Below are 20,795 nucleotides of genomic sequence, written 5' to 3' on the forward strand. Positions count from 1 at the left end.
TTCTTCGAGCCGGGGGCCGCTGGTGTGTGGTCTGTGGTCTCGCGCCGCGGCGGCCGGAGGCCGAAGACTGGCTACTGGGGCTGCTCCGGGGAGGGCCGGAGGTGGAGTTCGGCGACCGCTCCGCCGTCGGGGGCGTTGGAGAAACGGAGGGTGGCGCCGAGGACCTGGGCCTGGCCCGTGGCGATGGTCAGGCCCAGGCCGTGGCCGGTCCGTTTGCCGGCGTCGGACCCGCCCGACTGGCTCCGAAAGCGCTGAGGGCCCTGGTCGAGGAGATAGGCGGGGTAGCCGTCGCCGTGGTCGCGCACGGTGATGACCGGGGCGTCGACGGTGACCACCACAGGCGGGCAGCCGTGCTTGTGGGCGTTGGCGACGAGGTTTCCGAGGACGCGTTCGAGCCTGCGCCGGTCGGTCTCGACCTGGTCGTCCCCCACGACGCGGACCTCGGTCGTGGTGCCGGTGGCCCGTACCGCGCGCTCGGCCAGCGGGCCCAGTTGGTGGACGTCGAGGTCGGCGCTCTCGACCTGGGCGTCGAGCCGGGAGATCTCCAACAGGTCCTCGGTCAGAGCGCGTAGTGCCTGGACGCGGTCGCGCACCATCTCGGTCGGACGGCCGGGCGGCAGCAGTTCGGCCGCCGAGTGGAGACCGGCGAGCGGGGTGCGCAGCTCGTGGGAGACATCGGCGGTGAATCGCTGTTCGCTGTGCAGTCGGCTCTGGAGACTGGCGGCCATCGCGTCGAGCGCGGTCGCCACGGCGGCGGCCTCGTCCTGGGCCCGGTCGGGGCAGCGCGAGCGGGGGTCGTTGACGCGGGCGTCGAGATCGCCGGTGCTGATGCGCCGGGCGACACGGGCGGTGTGGTGCAGTCTGCGGGTGATGCGGGAGACGGAGATCAGTCCGGCCCCCAGGGTGAGGGCGATCGCGGCGGCGGAGGAGCCGATGATGGCCGCGTCCAGGCCGCGGAGGGAGGCTGCCTGTTCGCTGTAGTCCAGCCGCAGCGCGAGCACCTTTCCGCCGGTGGCGGGGGTGGCGGCCCACATCACGGGGCGGCCCTGGTGGGTGGCGAGTTGGGTCCCGCGCTCGTGTCGTTGCAGGGTCATCTCGCGGAGCGGAGCGGGAAGGTCCGTCGGGTTGACCGAGATGTTGCGGTCCAGGGGGGTGCCGGCGACGTACGCGGACTTGTTGCGGTCCAGTTCCGCCAGTGCCGTGTGGCGCGCACGGTCCTGGGTCTGCCGGTCGACCAGGACGTGCACCAGGATGCCGAGCACCGAGGCGAGCAGGCAGCACATCACGGTGATGAAGACGGCGGCCTTCCAGTAGAGCGTCGCCGTCCAGGCATGCAGCCATCGCGGCGGACGGGCCCGGAGAGTGTGCACGCTCACCTGCCCGACGGGGGCGCAGCGGACGGGGCACGTCGGCCGTAACCCACATCCTGGATGGTCATGACCTGGTGCCGTGGATCCCACACATAGACCGTGCGGCTCTCGTAGCCCGGCGCGTCGCCTGGTTCGTGGATGACCAGCTTGTGGTCGGCGACCTCCACCAGCTGCGGGGAACTGGTGGAACCCAAGATCGAGGTCACCACCCCGTTCTTGAGCGTGTAGGCGTACATGATCAGGAGGTTGCTTCCGCTCCGAACGCCGATGATCAACTCGTCCTTGCCGTCGCCGGTCAGGTCGTGGTACTCGGGGGCCCGTATCGGGCAGGAGGCCGAGCCCGGCTTGTCGGCACAGGAGCGGATCTTGCGCTCCTCGTCCTTCTCGAAGACCGCCTGGTCGTGGCGCTTCTCCAGGTCCATCTGCGCCAGGAGGACGGAGCCCACCGAGACCTTCCGGATGTCCCCGGACGGCACCTTCGGCAACGCGGTCAGCGGCTGCGGCTTCTCCTCCCCACCCGTCTGCGGTGGCGTCGCCGGCGCGGGCTTGCTACCGGGCCACAGGGTAACCGGGCCGGTGACGGGGGCGGCATGCCCCGCGCTCTTCGGCGCATCGGCCTCCGTGCACCCGCCCAGCAGAGCCGCGGTGCCCGCCGCCACGGCCGCCAGTGCCACCGCCCGCACGGCAGCGTGAGGCGAGCGCCTGCCAGGGTCGTGGGGCATGGCGCTGCCCCCAGAAAGCCCGGAAGGCGCAGGGGCTGGGACGTGAGAAGTCAAACGTTCTCTCCGCATGGCTCTGCGACGATCCGACAAGTCCGGAAACGGTAACCCATCGGTCGGGCTACAGGTCGTGGGCCAGGTCACAGGATGGTTTCCGCTCGGACGGGAAGCAGTCCACCCCACTCTCTGCGCCTGCCGGGTGGCACAGTGCGACGACTGGGGCACCCCCCGCCCGCCGGCCACCTCGTTCCTTGTTCCGTCGTCGATCCGTTCCGTAGTCCCGCCAGCCTGGCTCCCGGCACTGCCGATCGGCTAATGCGGCACTAACGCACCGCTGATGCGGACCGGGCCGGGACGGAGCCAGTCCCGGGCATGCGCGCCCATGGCGAAGGCGGCCGTGGCGTAGCCGCCTCCACTGAACTGGGGGTTGGTCGTGGTACTGGCAGGGCGGCATGATGCGGAGATGGTTGCCAAGTCGCGTGCTCATGCGTTCAATTCGGTGGCTGCCCAGTACGAGGCGAGCCGCCCTTCCTATCCGGCCGCGCTCTTCGACGTCGTCGAGGAGTTTCTGGGGCGTGCTTTGACGGGTGTCCGGGTCGCCGATGTGGGGGCGGGCACGGGGATTGCGACTGCGCTGCTGTGTGAGCGGGGCGCGGACGTGATCGCGGTGGAGCCGGGCGAGGCGATGGCGGTCGAGTTTCGTCGAGTGCTGCCGGACGTGCCGATCGTCCGGGGCGACGGCAATGCCCTTCCTCTCGCCGATGTGTCTCATGACCTGGTCACGTACGCGCAGTCGTGGCAGTGGACCGATACCGGTCGTTCGGTCCCGGAGGCGCTGCGTGTGCTGCGACCCGGCGGTGCGCTGGCGATCTGGTGGAACACGACGGCGTTCGACGTGCCGTGGTCGCGTGCCCAGCATGAGCGCATCGCGCGGCATTGCGGAGTGTCCCCACATCCCTCGGTGCGTCCCGACGATCGCGAAGCCGTCCGGCTCGCCGGCCTGACCGGCCTGCGGGTCGAACGTCGGCAGATCCGCTGGCAGCGCACGGTCTCCCTCGACACCCACCTCGCCAACATCGGCAGCCGGTCGGCGCTCCTCGTCCTGGACGAGGCCACAAGCCGTGCCTTTTTCGACGAGGAGCGGCGGCGACTGCGCGAGGTCTTCCCCGAGGAGGCCGTAGAGGAGACCTATGTCGTTGATCTGCTGGTGGCCGGTCGGCCGTGACCCGGGGGCTGTGTCCGGCGCTTCTCGAAGCGGAGGAATGCCTGGCGCATGCGGCCGGACTTCCCTTCGGCTTCCCGTTCGTGCTGCATGGCGAGTGAGATGCGCAGGCGTCGGCGCTCCCTGCTGTCGGTCTCCTCACTGCCGTGGTCGTCCAGATTGGACCAGTAGGTCTTCGGCCAGCGGCGATCGGGGCTCGATCGGTGCGCTGGCAGAAGGCCGTCGGTATGGGGTCGGGGTGCCTGGCCAGGCTCCCCGAGGAGGTGTGGAGAAGCCGCGAAGTCCCTGGTTGGCCTGGGGACTTCGCGGCTTCGGTCCGACGGTGGTTCAGTTGGCCGGTGAGGTGGTGGTCGGTAGCGGTGCCCGGCGCGTGCGCCGGGAAGGTGTGGCCGGTGCGGGCGTGGTCAGACGGCGAACCAGACGCGTTCGATGTGGGTTTCGCCGACCTCGTAGAGGGCGACGGCGGCGCGGACCTCGTCGCCCTGGAAGCCGGAGACTCGTTCCTGGTCGATGACGATGCGGCCGTGGGTCACACGGGAGACGAGTTCGGCGTGCAGGTTGGGACTGGCGTCGAAGAGGGCGCGGTAGCGCTCGCGGAAGGCCGGACCCGAGCGGTCGGCGAGCACCTCGCCGGAGGGGAAGGCGTGGACCGGGACGTCCTCGACGTAGTAGCTGAGGAAGGCGTCGAGGTCGCGGGCGTTGTAGGCGGCGAGCTGGCCGTCGACGATCTCTTCGGGGGTCATGGGAACTCCGTAAGTTGTTAGGCGACCGGCACGAGGGTGCGGCGGCGGGTACGGGTGCGGATGGCCAGCAGGGCGCCGGCCAGGGCGATGCCGCCCACCACGTGGGCCAGGCCGAGCAGCAGCAGTCCGGTTTTCAACTCCAGCAGCAGGCCGACGAGTTGTTCGCCGATGCCGAAGACCAGGCCGAGGTAGAAGATCATGCTCGCACGGATCTGGCCCAGGTGGGCGGCGGGTGCCGGTTCCAGGATGCGGGCGTTGGTGAAGTGGATCCAGTAGGCGTTGACGAAGGTCAGCGCCACGTAGAGAGCCATGTGGACGGGGAAGGCGGAGCGGCCGACCAGGGTGCCGAGCACGCCACAGGCGATCAGGACGGCGGCGAAGGCCAGTGCCCAGCGGCGGGCCCGTTCGGGGTTCCGCAGCAGGGGGGCGGTCAGCCAGAACGCCAATCCGTAGAAGAACCAGCCACCGGAGAAGGCGATGCCGGTCGGGACCAGTGTCTGGGCCTCGGCGATCACGCTGGCGTAGACCATCATGCCGGAGAGGCTGACCAGGAAGGCGAGTTGCAGGAGGTTCCACGGCCACAGTTGGGGCAGCCAGTAGCTGCGCACGGCGGCGGCGCCGCGGCGCAGGACGTGGCGCCACTCGAAGCCGAACTCGCCCTCGCCGTGCTCCGGGCGGGCCAGCAGCAGCCAGATCACCAGGAGCGAGGAGGCGATGTCGAAGACGAGCGCGGTGACCAGGGTGTGTGCGGTCCAGGCAGGTACCGCCGCGCAGATGACGGCGGCGAAGACCATGGCGCCCTGCGGGGAGGTCACCATCTGGAGTACCGCGCCCTGGGCGCTGGAGCCGGAGGCGTCGGCGAGCAGGCGGTAGGCGAGGACGGAGCTCGCGCCCACCAGCGTGAACCGCAGCGCGGTCCACACCAGGACGAAGTCCGGTCCCGCGGTGCCGAGCCAGGTCAGCAGGAGGAAGACCGCCGCCAGGGCCAGTTGCAGGGTCTGGAGCAGGGCGAACTTCCGGCCGATGCGGCCCCGGTCGGCCCAGACACCGACCAGGAGCGCGCCGACCACCCCGAGCACCTGGCGCTCCATGCCCAGCAGGCCGACCAGTCCGTCGGAGTGGGTCTGTGCCTGGAAGTTCGGCACCAGCAGCAGCCACAGGACCGTCGAACCCAGTGAGCTGAGAAGGATGGTGGAGAACGTTGCCTTCATGTCACCGCCCCAGGGCGTTGGTCAGGGCGGTGCCGTCGAGCAGTGCCGGTAGCGGGACGTCGAGGCCGAAGCGGTGCTGGAGGGCGTGGGCGAGGCGGAGGGTGGTCAGGGAGTCCGGGGCGGGCGCGGTGCCGTCGGCGGGGGTGTCGCCAAGGAGTTCGGTCAACAGCTCGCGGAGGGCTGCCGGGTCGACGGTGTCGAGGCCGGCGGGGTGCGCGGTCGGTGCCGGGCGGTCGTAGGGTTCGAGGTCGCCGTCGGCGGGCGCCGGGAGCTGGGCGAGGAGGGCGGTGAGGTCCGGCCCCTCCCCCGGCTCGTGCAGCAGGTCGGCGAGGACGGCGCGGTAGACGCCGGCGATGGTGCGGACCGCGTCGCTGCCGAGGACGTGTGCCGCGGCGTTGAAGTTGATCCGCATGCGGCGGGTGAACAGGTCGGCGTTGAAGGTGACCAGCAGGGCGAAGTCGGCGTGCTCGAACCACTTCAGGTCGCCGATGACCTGGCCGCCGTCGTCCCCCAACTGGTCGGAGTACGCGGTGAAGTTGACGAAGTTGAACGCGGTCTCGACCAGGCGGCGGCCGCCCATGGCCTGCTGGATGCCGGCGTAGGCGTAGCGGCGGTGCGGGAGGTGTTCATGGCCGACGCGGTTGACGGCGCCGATCAGTTCGTCCCACGAGCCGTCGGTGGCCGTGCGCAGTGGCACGATGTTGAGGAAGAGGCCCACCATGCGGTCGGCTTCCAGGTGTTCGGGGCGGCCGTGGCCGAAGACGCCGGTGGTCACGTCGGTGGTGCGGGTGATCAGTGACAGGGCGCGGAAGTGCGCGGCCAGGCACAGGTGCTTGACGGAGACGCCGTGCCGGGCGGCGAGCGCGGTCAGGCGGTCGTACTGCCCCTCGTCCAGGAGGAGTTCGGCCTCTGCCCAGCGGCGCCCGGGCTCGGGCGAGCGGGGCAGCCTGGTGGCGGGGGCGTCGGCCAGCAGACCGGTCCAGTAGTCCCGGGCCGCGGTGTCCTGCTGGGCGGCCAGGTCCAGGGCGACGTAGTCGCGGTAGGCCAGCGGTGCCGGGTGGTGCGGGGCCGGGTTCCGGCCGGCCAGGGTGTTGCGGTAGTCGCCCAGCAGCCGCGCCATCAGGCCGGAGAAGCTCCAGCCGTCGATGATCGCGTGGTGGAAGCTGACCGAGAGGTAGAAGGAGTTCTCGGTCGCGCGGTGCACGAAGAATCGCATCTGGGTCGGCAGGTGCCAGTCGAAACCGGTGCTCTTCTCGTCCTCGAACCAGGCGTCGACGTGCGCGAGGCGCTGTGCCTGGTCGAGGTGGGTGAGGTCGTGGACGGTGAGCTCGACCCGGCCGCGGGGGTGCACCAGTTGCAGCGGCCGGCGGTGGCCGTCCAGCGCGAAAGAGGTGCGGAGGATCTCGTGGCCGTCGGCGTCGACCATGGCGGTCAGCAGCCCGGTCAGGGCCTGCTGGTCGAAGGGGAGGTCGATGCGGTAGCGGATCAGGTCGTGGAAGACCGCCTGGGCCGGTTCGAGGTCGGTGTGGAAGATCATGCCGAGCTGGAGCTGGGTGGCGGGGTAGGCGTCCACGACGTCCGCCGGGAGGCGGTCCCGGTCGGCGGCGTCGAGCAGGTCGAAGGGCCGGCTCTCGGGGGCCTGGGCCGACGGGTCTCCGGCGGCGGTGATCATGCCCTGGTCGGTCAGGGCTCGGATGGTCTGCAGGCGGAACAGCTCGTGCAGCGGCACCTCGTAGCCGGCGCGCCGGAGGGCGCCGACGAGTCGGATGCCCTGGAGGGAGTCGCCGCCCAGGTCGTAGTAGGCGTCGTCGATGCCGACCCGCTCCAGGCCGAGGACGTCCTGCCAGACGGCGGTCAGGCGGGCCTCGGTGGCGTTGCGCGGCGCGGTGTGGGCGCGGTCGGTGCCGCCGGAGTGGTCCTCGGGGTGGGGCAGCGCGCGACGGTCGGTCTTGCCGTTGATCGTCAGCGGCCAGCGCTCGACCTCGACCAGGAAGCTGGGCACCATGTAGCCCGGCAGCCGGTCGGCGAGGTGGGCGCGCAGTTCCTGCCGGTCGAGGGTCTCGCCGGGCAGCGGGACGTAGTAGCCGGCCAGGGCCTTGCCGCCGGTGCGGCGGGTGAAGGCGACGACCAGGGCCGAGTCGATCCGCGGGTGGGCGACCAGCGCGGACTCGATGTCGCCGGTCTCGATGCGGTAGCCCTGGATCTTGACCTGGGCGTCGCCGCGGCCGAGGTATTCGACGTCGCCGCCGGGCAGCCGGCGGGCCAGGTCGCCGGAGCGGTAGGCGCGGGTCAGGCCGTGGCCGAGGTCGAGGTCGACGAACCGTTTGGCGTTCTCCTCGGGCCGGTTGAGGTAGCCCAGGGCGACACCGCCGCCGGTGACCGCGATCTCGCCGGGGGTGCCCAGGGGCACCGGCCGGCCCAGGTCGTCGACGAGGTAGAGGCCGAGGTCGGGGAGGGGTTCGCCGATCATGCTGCCGGGGGCGCGGGTGTCGGCGGTGCGCACCGGGCGGTAGGTGACGTGCACGGTGGTCTCGGTGATGCCGTACATGTTGACCAGCTCGGGGCGGGCGTCGCCGAAGTGCTCGAACCAGTCGGCCAGGCCGGCGAAGTCCAGCGCCTCGCCGCCGAAGACGATGTGCCGCAGGCGGACGTCGTCGGGGCCGACGCGGTCCATCAGGGCCTGCTTGACCTGCCCGAACGCGGACGGGGTCTGGTTGAGGACGGTGACGCCCTCGGTGACGACGAGGTCGGCGAAGTCGTCCACGGACCGGCTGACCCAGTAGGGGACGACCACGAGGTGGCCGCCGTAGAGCAGGGCGCCCCACAGCTCCCAGACGGAGAAGTCGAAGGCGAAGGAGTGGAACAGGGCCCAGGTGTCGTCCTCGGAGAAGCCGTACCAGTGCTCGGTCCGGGAGAACAGGCGCAGGACGTTGCCGTGGGTCACCAGGACGCCCTTGGGGCGGCCGGTGGAGCCGGAGGTGTAGATGACGTAGGCCGGGGAGTCGGCGGTCAGGCCGTGCTCGGGGCCGTGGTCGGTGCCCTCGCCGATGAGGGCGTCCAGGGCCTCCGCGGTGCCGGTGAGGGTGGCGCGGTCCGGGAAGAGCGCGCAGACCTCGGCGGTGGCCAGGACCAGGCGGACGCCGGCGTCCTCGACGGTGGTGCGGATGCGGTCCTCGGGGTAGCCGGGGTCGATCGGCACGTAGACCGCGCCGGCCTTGAGGGTGGCCAGGATGCTGACGACCATCTCGACGTCGCGCTCCAGCGCCAGGGCGACGAGATCGCCGGGGCGCACGCCGCGGGAGGCCAGGTGGTGCGCCAACGCGTTGGCGCGGCGGTCCAGTTCGCGGTAGGTCAACCGGCGTCCGTCGCAGGAGACGGCGGCGGCGTCGCCGTGCTTGTCGGCCATGGCCGTGAAGCGGTCGACGAGGGTGGCGCTGCCGTCCAGTGCGGGGACGGTGGGGTGAGTGACGGCGGGCAGCAGCACGGCGCGCTCGTCGGCGGTGAGCGGGACGGTGTCGGCCCAGGGGCGTTCGCCGGCGTCGGCCAGTGCCTGGAAGCAGCTGCGGTAGTAGCCCATGTAGCGGTCGATCTGCTCGGCGGTGAACTGCCCGGGGTCGTAGCCGATGCGGTACTCCCAGCCGCCCTCGTAGGCGTTGGCGCCGACGTAGACGACGAGGGGCGCGTTGGTCTGCTCGAAGTAGTCGACGGCTCGGACGGCGGGCCCGTCGGCCGGGGCGTCCTGCTGGTGGACGTGGAAGTTGGTGAAGTTGAACAGCACGTCGAAGACCGGGCCGCCGTGCAGCTTCTGGATGGCCGGCAGCGGGTACCAGCGGTGCGGCTGCAGCCGCTGTTCCAACGCGAAGCAGTGTTCGGCCAGTTCGCGCCAGCTCTGTTCGGTGTCGAGGTCGAGCCGGAACGGCAGGGTGTTGAGGAACATGCCGAGCGCGGTCTCGGCGCCGTCGACCTCGGGCCGGCCGTTGGCGACCAGTCCGGTGGTCACTTGGCGCCGGTTGGCGACGAATGCCTGCACCCGCAGGTGGGCGGCGAGGAAGACGCTCTTGAGCGGGACGGACCATTCCTGGGCGCGGCGGCGCAGCGTCGCCAGCAGCGCTGTGTCCAGGGCGCGGGCGGCGACGACGACCTCGGAGGTGACCCCGTGGCCGCGGTCGGTGCCCAGCCGCGGCACCTCGGTCATCTCGGCGCCGTCGAGTTCGGCCGCCCAGAAGTCCCGCTGGGCGGGGTCCTCTTCGGCCCGGCGTTCCAGGACGGCGTACTGGGACTGGAGGGTCACCGCGGGGGCGGGGGCCTCGTCCCGGCCCTGGAGCAGGTCGCCGTAGCCGCGGACCCACTCCTCCACCAGGGAGGCGACGCTCCAGCCGTCCAGGAGGGCGTGGTGGAAGCTGAGGCCGAGGACGACGCGGTCGGGGGCGGTGACGAAGATCCGGACGCGGTAGACGGGGGCGGTGCCGGGGTCGATGGGGGTGCGCTTCTCCTGTTCGGCCCAGGCGGTGACGGCGGCGGCCGGGTCCGCGGCGGTGCGCAGGTCGGTGACCTCCACCGGCAGCTCCGGGGTGTCCTCGACGACCATGTGGGGCCGGTCGAACGTCTCCAGGTCGAAGCGGGCCCGCAGCACGGGGTGACGCTCCGTCAGTCGGCGCCAGGCATCCACCAGGGCGTCGTCGTCGACGCGGGGGACGTCCACGTGGTAGCGGAAGATGTCGTGGTAGACGGGCACTTCGGTGTCCACGCTGCTGTGGTAGATCATGCCCTGCTGGAGCGCGGAGGCCGGCCAGGAGCCGGTGTCCCCGGTGGCGGGCTCGGGCCGGGCCGCCTGCTGGGCCGGGCGCACCACGGTCGCGAGTTCGGCGAGCCGCTGGTGGGCGAAGACCTCGCCGACGGTGACCTCGTAGCCGGCCTGCCGCAGGGCGGCCACCACGCGGATGCCGAGGATGGAGTCGCCGCCCAGCGCGAAGAAGCTGTCCTGCGCGCCGATGCGTTCGGTGCCCAGGACGTCCGCCCACACCGCGGCGATCAGCCGCTCGGTGTCGGTGGCCGGCTCGACGTGCTGTTCTTCGGTGTTCTGCTGGGCCGGGCGCGGCAGGGCGGCCAGGTCGCGCTTGCCGTTGTGGTTGGTGGGGATGGCGGGGACGGTGACGACGAACTGCGGGACCATGTAGGACGGCAGCTCGGCGGCGAGTGCGGTGCGCAGCGCCGACTCCTCGAAGCCGGACCCGGTCACGACGTAGGCGCACAGCGCCTTCTCGCCGCGGTCGCCCTCGACGGCCGCGACCGCGCACTCCACGACCCCGGCGACGCCGCCGGCGAGGTGCTCGATCTCGCCCAGTTCGATGCGGTAGCCGCGGATCTTCACCTGGGTGTCGAGCCGGCCGAGGTACTCCAGGATGCCGCCGGGCAACCAGCGAGCCAGGTCGCCGGTGCGGTAGAGGCGGCCGAAGCCCTCAGGGCCGGTCACAAAGCGTTCCGCGGTCAGCTCCGGTGCGTGCAGATAGCCGCGGGCCAGGCCGACGCCGGCGATGCACAGTTCGCCGGGCACCCCGATCGGGGCGGGCGCGCCGCTGCGGGTGCGCACCAGCAGCCTGATGTTGTCGATGGGCCGGCCGATGGGCACCGAGCGGGTGGTGTCGACGGTGTCGCAGTCGAAGTAACTGACGTCCACGGCGGCCTCGGTGGGGCCGTAGAGGTTGCTCAGCCGGGCCTCCGGCAGCGCCTCGCGGAACAGTTCGACGTGGGCCGCGGCAAGTGCCTCACCGCTGGCGAAGACCTGCCGCAGTGAGCGGAGGCGGGAGGTGGTACCGGCGGCCCGGGTGAAGGTGAGGAAGGCGTGCAGCATGCTGGGCACGAAGTGCAGGGTGGTCGCGCCGCTCTCGGCGATCCGCTCGGCGATCCGCTCGGGGTCCTTCTCCGCGCCGTTGGGCAGCGTGGCGACCGAGGCGCCGGCCAGCGACCACCAGAAGATCTCCCACACCGACACGTCGAAGGTGAACGGCGTCTTGTGCAGGATGACGTCGTCGGCGCCGAGCGGGTACCGGCGCTGCATCCACCACAGGCGATTGACGATGGCGCGGTGCTCGACGACCACGCCCTTGGGGCGGCCGGTGGAGCCGGAGGTGTAGATGACGTAGCAGGCGTCGTCCGGCCCGGTGACGGGGTCGAGGTCGCCGTCCTCGGCCGACCGGTTCGCCGGGTCGTCGAGGTCGAGAGTGGGGTGGGTGCCGACCACATGGGCGGTGTCGCCGGTGGTGAGCACCAGTTCCGTGCGGCTGTGCTCCAGCAGGTAGGCGATGCGGTTGCCGGGCAGGGTGGGGTCGATCGGCAGGTAGGCGCCGCCGGCCTTGAGCACGGCGTAGATGGCGGTGAGCATCGCGGCGGACCGGGGGATGCAGACGCCGACGATGCTGCCGGCGGTGACGCCGCGGGCGCGCAGGGTGCGGGCCAGGCGGTTGGCGTCCGCGTTGAGCTGGGCGTACGTGGTCCCGCTGCCGTCGGCGACGGCGATCCGGTCACCGTGTTCGCGGGCCCGCTCCTCCAGGAAGCTGTGCAGCAGCCGTCCGCCCGGGAACTCCGCGTGGGTGTCGTTGAACTCACCTTCCAGCAGGGCGAGTTCGGCATCCGAGGGGGCACGGAGGGCGTCGGTGGTGGTGTCCGGCGCGGTGGTGAGGGTGTGCAGCAGCGTGCGGTAGACGTCCAGGAGGCGCTCCGCGGTGGCCTCGGTGAACAGCGTCGGGTCGTACCGCAGGGCCAGGTGCGGGTCGGCACCGGTGGTCAGGGTGAACAGCAGGGGGGCACCGGCCTGGTCGGCGTCCTCCGGGCCGAGGTCGCCGTCGACCGCGATCATGAAGTCGGTCGGGCGGCTGCCGGCGCGCTCCAACAGGTGCCGTACGGGTACGTCGAGATGGGCCGCCGCGTCGAGGTATCCGGCGCGGACGGCCCCGAGGAGCTGCTTGGCCGCGGTCTGCGCCGGTATGCGCACATCGAGCGGGACGGCGCGGTTGGGGGCGTCGAAGTGCTGTGGAGGAACGGGCAGTTGGACGACGACGTCGTCACGGTCGGTGGTCCGCGCGGCGAGCAGCGCCAGCACGGTGGCGGCGACGGTGCGCAGCAGCACCGCGTCGCCCGAGGTGATCCGGGTCAGGGCGGCCGAGGTCGCCGGGTCCAACGGGGCGCCGATGGTGCGGTGTTCGCCGGCGCCGGGGCGCAGGTGGTCGCGGATGACCTGGACCGGTTCGGTCCAGCCCTGGCTGCGGGTCTCCCAGAACTCCTGCTGGCGGGGGTGGTTGCGGAGGGCCTGCTGGACCTGGAGTGCGCTGGTCATGGGGTCCTTCTAGAAAGAGAAATCGGCGTAGGCGGGGGTGACCGCGCTCGTGGCCGCCGAGGCGTCGAACAGGGGGGTGTGCGGGGCGGCGTCGAGGTCGTCGATCAGCTCGGCCACGCGGTGGAGCAGGTATTCCGCGGAGGACGCGGTGAACAGTGCGGTGCTGTACTCCAATTCGAGCACCGTGCCGTCGGGCCGCTGGTACGCCTGGAGGTTCAGGTCGAAGCGGCAGGAGTCCGGATGCAGCAGGGTGACGTCCACCCGCAGCCCGTCGCGGGCGAAGGTGTGGAAGTCGATGTTCTGCCAGGCGAAGAAGGCGTCGAGCAGGGGGAGCCGGGCGGTGTCCCGGGGCAGTCCCAACTGTCCGACGATCCGGTCGAAGGGGTACGCCTGGTGTTCCAGGGCTTCCTGGTGCCGCTGGTGGGCGGCGTCCAACAGGTCGGCGAGCGTGGCGGGTTCACCGACGGTGAGGCGCAGCGGGGCGGTGTTGACGAACATCCCCACCACGGACTCGAAGTCGGGGTGGATGCGCCCGCTCATCGGGCTGCCGACCACCACGTCCCGCTGGCCGGAGAGCTGCATCAGCGCCGCGGTGTAGGCGCTGAGCAGCACGGCGAACGGCGTACTGCCGGACCGTTCGGCTATCCGCCGGACCGCCGCGTCGCGCTCGGGTGTCGGCGCCAGCCGCACCACCGCTCCGTTCTCGGCGCGCACGGGCGGCCGGGGGTGATCCGTGGGCAGCTCCAGCCGCGGCGGATCGGCCAGGACCTCCGTCCAGTACCGCTCGTCCGCCGCGAACGCCCCCTCGGCGAGCCGCTCGGCGTACCACTGCGCGGCATCGGCGTAGCCCCACTTGGGCTCCGGCAGAACGCCGCCGGACAGCAGCTCCGTCAGCTCCTCCGCGACGATCCGCAACGACACCCCGTCGAACACCGCATGGTGGACGTCGAGGTAGAGCCGGTGGCAACTGTCGTCCAGGCGGATCAGCAGCGCCCGGAACAGCGGCCCGTTCTCCAGGTCGAACGGCCGGACGAAGGACGCCGGCAGCGACCGGTCGTCCGCACCGGCGAACGCGTCGGAGTCGGGTGGCCCCACCCACTCCACCACCGCATGCGGATCCGTCAGTTGCCGCACGCCCTCGCCGGTGACGACGAGTCGCGTACGCAACGCATCGTGCCGACGCACCAGTTCGTTCAGCGCGGCCCTGACCGCCGACGCGGTCACCCGCCCGTCGAGGTCGATACGGAGCGGAATGTGGTAGGCCGGTGACGCCGGGGCCACCTGGGCATGGGTGTGCAGTCCGTACTGCTGCGGGTGGAGTGCGGTGGGGACACCGGCCGGAGCCGGCGTGACCGGCGGCAGACCGGCCCCCGACGATGCCGGTCCGGCCCGTCGTACGGCATCCGCCATCCGCGCCAGGGTGCGGCTGTCGAACACCTCCCGGTACGACAGGGCCACCCCGTCCCGCACGGCCAGTCGCCCGATGAGCGCCCCGGCAGCCAGGGAGTTGCCGCCCAACGCGAAGAAGTCGTCCTCCGGCCGTACGGCGCGGCCTTTCAGCCGCAGCACCACGTCCCACACCTCGGCAAGCCGTCGCTGCTCCGGAGACAACCCGGCATACGCGTCTTCGCCAGCTGACGCCCCCTCACTCTCCTTCTCCACCACGGGAAGTGCGGCCTTGTCCACCTTGCCGTTGGCGTTCAGCGGGAGCCGGTCCAGCACCACCAGGCGGTCCGGCCGCAGGTAGTCGGGCAGCCGCCCGGCCAGTGCCGTCCGAACCTGTTCGGCGTCCGCGCCTGCGCCGAGGACCGCATAGCCGACGAGGTGCTTCCCCGCCTCGTCCGCCGCGACGATCACGCATCCGTCCAGGACACCGGGGCAGCCCAGCAGAGCCGCCTCGGCCTCCTTGATCTCCACCCGGTGCCCGCGGATCTTGACCTGGTCGTCCACCCTGCCGTGGAAGTGCAGCAGGCCGTCCGCGTCCATGGTCACGCGGTCGCCGGTGCGGTAGCAGCGCTCGCCGTCGATCATGACGAAGCGCTCCGCGGTCAGGTCCGGCCGGCCCAGATAGCCGCGGGCCAGTCCGCTCCCGCCGGTGTACAACTCGCCGGGCGTGCCGGTGGGCACCGGCCGTCGTTCCTCGTCCAGCACGCGCACGGTCGTGCCGTTCAGCGGGCGACCGATGGGCACCGCTCCCGGTTCCTCGTCACGTACCTCGTGGGTGGTGGTGAAGGTGGTGTTCTCCGTCGGGCCGTAGCCGTTGATGATCCGCAATCCCGGGTACGCGGTCCGCAGCGCGCGTGCCTGGCGGGCGGGGAGCACATCGCCGCCCACCACCACCGCACCCAGCCGGGCGAAGACCGCGGGGTCGGCGTCCGCGGTCTGGCTGAACAGCGGGGCGGTCATCCACATCACGGTGATGGCGTGGTGGTGCAGGAAGGTTTTCAGCGCGGAGGGGACCAGCAGCGTTTCCTTGCCGGTCACATACAGCGTCGCGCCGTTGAGCAGGCACCCCCAGATCTCGAAGGTCGCCGCGTCGAACTCCAGAGCGCCGGTCAGCAGCAGCCGCTCGTCCGCGGAGAAGCGGAAGAAGCCGTTGTCCCTGACCAGTCGGACGATGCCGGCCTGCTCCACCAGCACGCCCTTGGGACGACCGGTGGACCCGGAGGTGAACATCACGTAGGCCAGCGGGGACCGCTCACCCACGCCGGGCACGGCCTCGGCCGGCGGGGAGATCCCGGCACGCTCCCCTTCGGCGATCAGGGCCCCGAGCGTCATGGCCCGGGTCGCCTGCGGTAACGCGGGGCCCAGCGCTCCCGCCAGTCCGGGCGCACAGACCAGCAGTTCGGCGCCGCTGTCGCCGAGCATGTGCGCCAGGCGCTCACCGGGGAAGTCGGGGTTGACCGGCAGATAGGCGCCGCCGGCCAGCACGATGGCCAACGTGCACACGATCGCGTCGGCCGAACGCGGGAAGGCCATGGCCACCGGCGTCTCCCGGCGCACACCCAACGCGATCAGCCCGGCCGCCACCCGGCCCGCGCGGTCGTGGAGTTCGCGGTACGACAGCGTGGTCTCGCCGTCGACCACGGCAGGCGCATCGGGGTGGCGTGCGACCTGCTCCCGGAAGAGCTCTTCGAGTAACGGATGCTGACTGGTGCCTGGCACAGGCGCCGTGTTCCTCAACGGATGGACCTTTCCCGTCACGCGCCGGTCGGGCACGCATACGAACCGACGGGCATCGGGGGTCGCCCGAGGCACCGTCGCGGTGGAACGGTGATGAAGTGATGGGGTTGGGGTGCGGGGGTGACGTCAACTGACGTGGCACTCCTCGTCGTTGCCGCCGACATGCGGCCGACTCACCGGCCGGTTTTCCGGTCTCCCCGTATAGCGGATTCACCACACCGGCAGGGATCTGATTCCGCAACAATAATGACGTGGCAAATGGTCGTGCGCCCCCTCGGTCGCCCTGCAACGCTCCTCAACGTAGCAGCAGCCACACAGCCTGACGCAACGTGACCCTCTTCACACGAATTGCACACCGCACAGCACGAAAAGCCGGCCCGCAACGCTTTCTCCGCCCCACCCGCTCCCCCTCGCGGAAATTACCGCCGAGTAGTACCGCGATCCCCCGCGCCACCGCCCAAGTGGATCGTCATCAGGTTTTGATGACTCCCTGACCTGGGGCTCCGTGATCTCCGACGCCCTCACTCGCCCACTCCGCTCCCCCAGCAGCGGGCCCGGCCATCCCCCTACAACGCAGGCAAATTAACCGAGCCGCATCGCAGGGCCACCCCAGGCACTCCCGGAAACTCCCTTCCCCGGAACCCGATTCCCGTTGCCTGAGCGTCCATATCCCGCCACGTCCCGGAAACCAGAAAAACACATACGAGAAACGGAGGCTCGCAAGAGAAGCGCACCGGGCTCACGAAAACTGATTGAGCATCACATCTGCGCCACACCAATCGAGTTGTGAAGCCATAGCGGGACCGTCACAGATAGCTGTGTGGGCGGGGGGCAGTGGAGACAGGCGGCACCCGCGTGGCTGTGCAGCCGACGCGGGAGCCGCCCGGGGCGTGCTACGGCAGATCGCAGTTGATCAGGAATCCGCCGTTGATCCGCGCTCCACCCTCCGGCCAAGTCCGAACATCCCAGGACCAGTTCCGGACGCCTCCCGGACCTGCGGGTTCGGTACCGGACACGGTGTCGACGCAGGCGACCTGGGCCGCACACCGCGGATGAGGTCTCCTACGTCATTCCCCGCCTTGCCCACTGATCGCGTGCACCGGGCCTTCCCCGCCCATCCGTTCGTCCCCGCCTTCCTTACCCGCGTTGCCCGACTTGCCCTCGTGGCCCTCCCCACCGTCCGAGCTGCCAACCTTGTCTTCGCCCCGGCCGCTGTCTCCGCCCCGGCCGCTGCCTTCGTCCCTGCCGCTGCCCTCGCTCCCGCCGCCGCTGGCTTCGCCCCCGCCGCCGGCTTCGCCCCCACCGTGGCCTTCTCGGCCCTCCGAGCCTCCGCCCCGTTCGCCGCCGCCTCCCGTGCCTCCCGTGGCCGCCATGCCGTCGAAGGTGTTGTTGCAGCCCATGGACGAGCCCATGGTGGTGCTCTGTGCACCCGGGGAGCCCTCCCCGCCGAGCGCGTTACCCAGCACGCCGTTGAGGATTCCGACTTCGCCGAGGACATCGACGTTCATGTCGTGCGACCGACACGAGCTGCCCTGCCTGATCTCGAACCCAGTGCCGCCCCTCCCGCCCTGCTGCCCGCCGTCGGCATAGGCGGTGCGAGCGCCGAGGAAGCCGAAACTTCCGAGGACGACGGCCACGACGGTGGCCTTTTGAAGCTTGCGCATTTCATCTCCGGTGGTCGAGCAGTGCAATCCGTGATATAGGGACTCCGTTCAGTAACAAGAGGCTAATACGAGATAAGTCACAGGCATCCCTGACGCGCCGGACCAGGGCAGTCTGGCGAAGCCGGCACCCGGTTCGCCGACGGCGAGCGGCCGTGGCGCTGCGCCTCCCGGGGCTCCTTGGGCGCTCTTGAATGTCCTGCCTGTGTGCACGCCTGGGCCCATCCGGCCGAACGATCTCGCGCCGTTCTCCCAGCTCCGAGGTCCACGGAGCTTCTCCTCCCGAAGGCGTGGAGGCGCGTGGGGGCGACCTCGCCGACCTCGCTTCGCTGAAGCCCGCGCTGGAGAGCGTGCGCTCGCTGTTCCTGTACCGCACAGGGGCTCGGACGCGGAAATCCTCAATGCCGCCCGCCGGGCAGGGGTCGAACATGTGCTGCTGGTGTCGTCCATCACCGTCCGGACACATCCGCATCTGGGCCCCGCCGGCGAGAACCTGACGGTCGAGCGGATACCGCAGAGCAGCGGGGGCGGCCTGCCGTGTTGGGGTGGCGTCAGGTGGTGAGGCTGCGTTCGAGGGGGTGCGGTAGCAGGGGGTGACGCGGGTGCCGGCGAGGAAGGCGTGGGTGCGGTCGATTTCGGTTTCGAGGGCGGTGCGGGCCTCGTTGCCGGGCTCGGTCAGGAGGTGGTGGTTGAGGTGGCCGTCGGGGTGTTGGGCCCAACTGGGCTGTGGTGCTGGCGCGTTGACGAGGGATGTCGCGGACGGTGGCGGACTGGACGGCCGGGGCCAGGTGGGCGGGGACGACGAACATGGTGCGGCGCATGCAACGGATGCGTTCCAGTCCCGGTGCCCCGTTGGGAGCGTGGTAGAGGGAGTGGTCGATGGCTGCCGCGGTCGGGGTGTGCATGCGGGCCGCGGCGGTGAGATAGACGGTGGCGGGGTCGGTGGCGTGCAGGCCGATCAGCGCTTCGGCGACCGCCTCCGCCGTCTCCTTGCGCCGGGCGGGTGCCAGGAGGTGACGGCGGACGAGGCGGGAGCGGCGCTGGGCGGGAGTGATGCGGGGCAGGGCAGTCATGGTCGTGGATGGAGCGGGGGTCAGTGGGCCGCGTGGATACAGAAGGGCTGGCCGGAGGGGTCGAGCAGGACGGTCCAGTGGTCTCCGCCAGGCTGATGGTCGGGCCTGGTGGCGCCCATTTCCAGCAGTCGCTGCTCCGCCGCCGTGACGTCGTCGAAGGCGAGGTCCATGTGGAAGGGCAGGTCTTCCTCTGGCCAGTTGGGGGCGGTGAACGAGCCTGAGGTGTAGAAGAGGTACATCGTCGCGCCGACGTAAAAGGCGCAGGCGGCCTCGTTGCCGTGCTCGTCCGGGAAGGTCTGGCGGACCTCGGTGCCCAGGGCGGCGGCGTAGAAGTCGGCCAGTTGGCGACCGTCGCTTGCCCATATGGCCTGGCAGAGGATCTTTCCGGACAGGGGGGCGGGGGCCTGGTGGGGCATGAGAAGGCTCCTGTGAGGTGCGGTGGGTGCAGTGCGGTGGGGGGTGGGGTGCAGTGCGGTCGGACGACCGCTCAGCGGACGACCTTGATGCCGAAGTGGCCGCCGAACTGCTGGCCCAGGCCGAAGCCGATGGCGGAGTGCATATGCGCGTACATCTCCATGCCGCGGGCACAGACCAGGGCGCCGAGGTCGAGGATGTCGGTCCAGCCGTACTCCTTGAGCAGGTCGGTGGCCTGCCGCTTGGCTTCGGCATGGTCGCCGGCGACGAACATGGTGTGTTCCCCGCCGCCGACACTGGCCGGGTCGACGACGGTGCTCTGCTCCTGGGTGACGAAGGACTTCACGACCTTGGTCCGGGGCAGGGCGCGCTGGATCTGCTCGCCGAGGCTGTCGGTGTCCACCGGCTCCAGCTTCGGCATGATTCCCCACGGCGTGGGCCAGGGGTGCTCCGGCTGATGCCGGTAGACGAAGGGGACGGCGTAGTCGATCAGCGTCTTGCCGGCCAGCGCGTCGTCGATGGCGGACAGGGCCGCGACCGCGTTGTGGCCGTCGATGCCGTTGATGACCAGTTCGTCGGCCGCGGCAGCGGCCTCGCCGAAGGACAGCAGCGTGAGGGCCGGGTGCTCGGCGAGGAACTGCTTGAAGGGCGGGTTGCCCATCATGTCGGGTTCGGTGCGAGCCAGCGTGGCTTGCACGTCGCGGGTGCCGACCACCACCTCGTGTCCGAGTTCCAGCAGCTTGGCGATGTGGCAGCGGGCACCGCCACCGGTACCGAGAACAGCGATCTTCATGGGGAAACCTCCCGTTTTGCTCCGTGCGGACGTGACCCACGGTAGAAGCCATTCAGGACAGCCTGTGTCCTTTGACGCGGGCATCATGGAATTCATGACGAGCGACATGACCGCCCGCATGCTGCGGCTGCTGTCCCTGCTGCAGACCCGGCGGGAATGGTCCGGCGCCGACCTCGCCGAGCGACTCTCCGTGACCGTGCGCACCGTCCGCCGTGACATCGACCGCCTGCGGGAGCTCGGCTACCCCGTCGACAGCGCCCGCGGCCACGCCGGCGGCTACCGCCTCGCCCCCGGCACCGACCTGCCGCCGCTGCTCCTCGACGACGACGAGGCCGTCGCCATCACCATCGCCCTGCGCACCGCCGCCGGCGGCCTGACCGGTATCGAGGAAAGCGCCCTGCGCGCCCTGGCCAAGCTCGAACAGGTCCTCCCCCGTCGCCTGCGCGGCCAGGTCACCGCCCTCCAGAGCGCCGCTTCCGGCATCGCCTGGGAGACCCGCGGTCCGCGTGCCGACCCCGCGCTGATGGCCACCCTCGCGGTCGCCTGCCGCGATCACGAGATCGTCACCTTCGACTACACCACCCGACGCGGCACCACCACGGGCCGCCGGGCCGAACCGTGCCATCTCGTCGCCTCGGGGGACCTGTGGTACCTCCTCGCCCACGACACCAGTAGGGACGACTGGCGCCTCTTCCGCCTCGACCGCATCACCGGCGCCCTCCCCACCGGCCGACGCGTCCCGCCCCGCCCGGTCCCGGGCGACGATCCCGCCGCCTTCGTCGCCGCCCGGCTCTCCACCGCCCCCACCCGCTATCGCGCCATCGCCACCGTCCAGGCATCCGCAGAGCGGATACGTGCCCGCACTCCCGGTCTCAGCACCCGTCTCCGGCCCCTCGACGACCACACCTGCCTTCTCGACGCCTCCGACGACCGCCTGACGCACATCGCCCAGACCCTCACCGGTCTCGACGCCGACTACACCCTGGACGCCGACCCCGACGTCCTCAGCCATCTCCGCACCACCGCCCACCGCACCCTGCACGCCCTCGACAGCTGACCCACCAAGCACCGGC

12 protein-coding genes and 1 pseudogene are annotated in these 20,795 nt (G+C 71.0%); 3 read left to right on the forward strand and 10 right to left on the reverse strand.

Annotated features, from left to right (window positions below; translation table 11 throughout):
• Positions 1-71: 71 nt before the first annotated feature.
• Together B073_RS0112050 and B073_RS0112055 are read right to left on the reverse strand one after the other, a co-directional pair.
• Positions 72-1,370 (reverse strand): sensor histidine kinase, encoded by a 1,299-nt coding sequence (locus B073_RS0112050; protein WP_018538350.1) that lies wholly within the window; start codon positions 1,368-1,370, stop codon positions 72-74.
• A gap of 2 nt (positions 1,371-1,372) precedes the next feature.
• Entirely contained in the window at positions 1,373-2,044 is a 672-nt protein-coding gene (locus B073_RS0112055; RefSeq protein WP_158690117.1) for a hypothetical protein, read from the reverse strand.
• Positions 2,045-2,552: 508 nt separating this feature from the next.
• On the opposite strand from B073_RS0112055, the gene B073_RS0112060 reads away from it, so the two are divergent.
• Positions 2,553-3,314, forward strand: coding sequence for a class I SAM-dependent methyltransferase (locus B073_RS0112060; protein ID WP_018538352.1), 762 nt, complete (start codon positions 2,553-2,555; stop codon positions 3,312-3,314).
• A gap of 401 nt (positions 3,315-3,715) precedes the next feature.
• On the opposite strand, the gene B073_RS0112065 is transcribed toward B073_RS0112060, so the two are convergent.
• The 5 genes from B073_RS0112065 to B073_RS47765 all read right to left on the reverse strand — a co-directional run bounded on the left by B073_RS0112065 (position 3,716) and on the right by B073_RS47765 (position 17,445).
• Positions 3,716-4,054 carry a nuclear transport factor 2 family protein gene (locus B073_RS0112065; protein WP_018538353.1) on the reverse strand — a complete coding sequence of 113 codons (339 nt, stop codon included), beginning with the start codon at positions 4,052-4,054 and terminating at the stop codon, positions 3,716-3,718.
• A 17-nt stretch (positions 4,055-4,071) separates the two neighbouring features.
• Positions 4,072-5,265, reverse strand: coding sequence for a hypothetical protein (locus B073_RS0112070; protein WP_018538354.1), 1,194 nt, complete (start codon positions 5,263-5,265; stop codon positions 4,072-4,074).
• A 1-nt stretch (position 5,266) separates the two neighbouring features.
• Positions 5,267-12,598, reverse strand: a complete 7,332-nt coding sequence (locus tag B073_RS0112075; protein ID WP_018538355.1) for a non-ribosomal peptide synthetase — start codon at positions 12,596-12,598, stop codon at positions 5,267-5,269.
• A 9-nt stretch (positions 12,599-12,607) separates the two neighbouring features.
• Positions 12,608-15,763: a non-ribosomal peptide synthetase gene (locus B073_RS0112080; protein WP_158690118.1), complete on the reverse strand. Its 3,156-nt coding sequence runs from the start codon at positions 15,761-15,763 to the stop codon at positions 12,608-12,610.
• Positions 15,764-16,848: 1,085 nt separating this feature from the next.
• Positions 16,849-17,445 (reverse strand): hypothetical protein, encoded by a 597-nt coding sequence (locus B073_RS47765; RefSeq protein WP_018538357.1) that lies wholly within the window; start codon positions 17,443-17,445, stop codon positions 16,849-16,851.
• Between the two features lie 191 nt (positions 17,446-17,636).
• On the opposite strand from B073_RS47765, the pseudogene B073_RS47770 reads away from it, so the two are divergent.
• Positions 17,637-17,968, forward strand: a pseudogene (locus B073_RS47770) (hypothetical protein); the annotation flags it as partial.
• 25 nt (positions 17,969-17,993) lie between these two features.
• Here the strand turns inward: B073_RS47770 and B073_RS46340 are convergent.
• The 3 genes from B073_RS46340 to B073_RS0112095 form a co-directional block, all read right to left on the reverse strand.
• Positions 17,994-18,515: a DNA glycosylase AlkZ-like family protein gene (locus tag B073_RS46340; protein WP_158690119.1), complete on the reverse strand. Its 522-nt coding sequence runs from the start codon at positions 18,513-18,515 to the stop codon at positions 17,994-17,996.
• A gap of 20 nt (positions 18,516-18,535) precedes the next feature.
• On the reverse strand, positions 18,536-18,931 hold the full coding sequence (locus B073_RS0112090) for a VOC family protein (RefSeq protein WP_018538358.1): 396 nt from the start codon (positions 18,929-18,931) through the stop codon (positions 18,536-18,538).
• 71 nt (positions 18,932-19,002) lie between these two features.
• Positions 19,003-19,722 carry an NADPH-dependent F420 reductase gene (locus B073_RS0112095; RefSeq protein WP_018538359.1) on the reverse strand — a complete coding sequence of 240 codons (720 nt, stop codon included), beginning with the start codon at positions 19,720-19,722 and terminating at the stop codon, positions 19,003-19,005.
• 94 nt (positions 19,723-19,816) lie between these two features.
• Between B073_RS0112095 and B073_RS0112100 the strand changes: the two genes are divergently transcribed.
• Positions 19,817-20,779: a helix-turn-helix transcriptional regulator gene (locus tag B073_RS0112100; protein ID WP_026247296.1), complete on the forward strand. Its 963-nt coding sequence runs from the start codon at positions 19,817-19,819 to the stop codon at positions 20,777-20,779.
• Positions 20,780-20,795 lie beyond the last annotated feature (16 nt).

It is taken from the genome of Streptomyces sp. MspMP-M5, assembly GCF_000373585.1.
Taxonomy (GTDB): domain Bacteria; phylum Actinomycetota; class Actinomycetes; order Streptomycetales; family Streptomycetaceae; genus Streptomyces.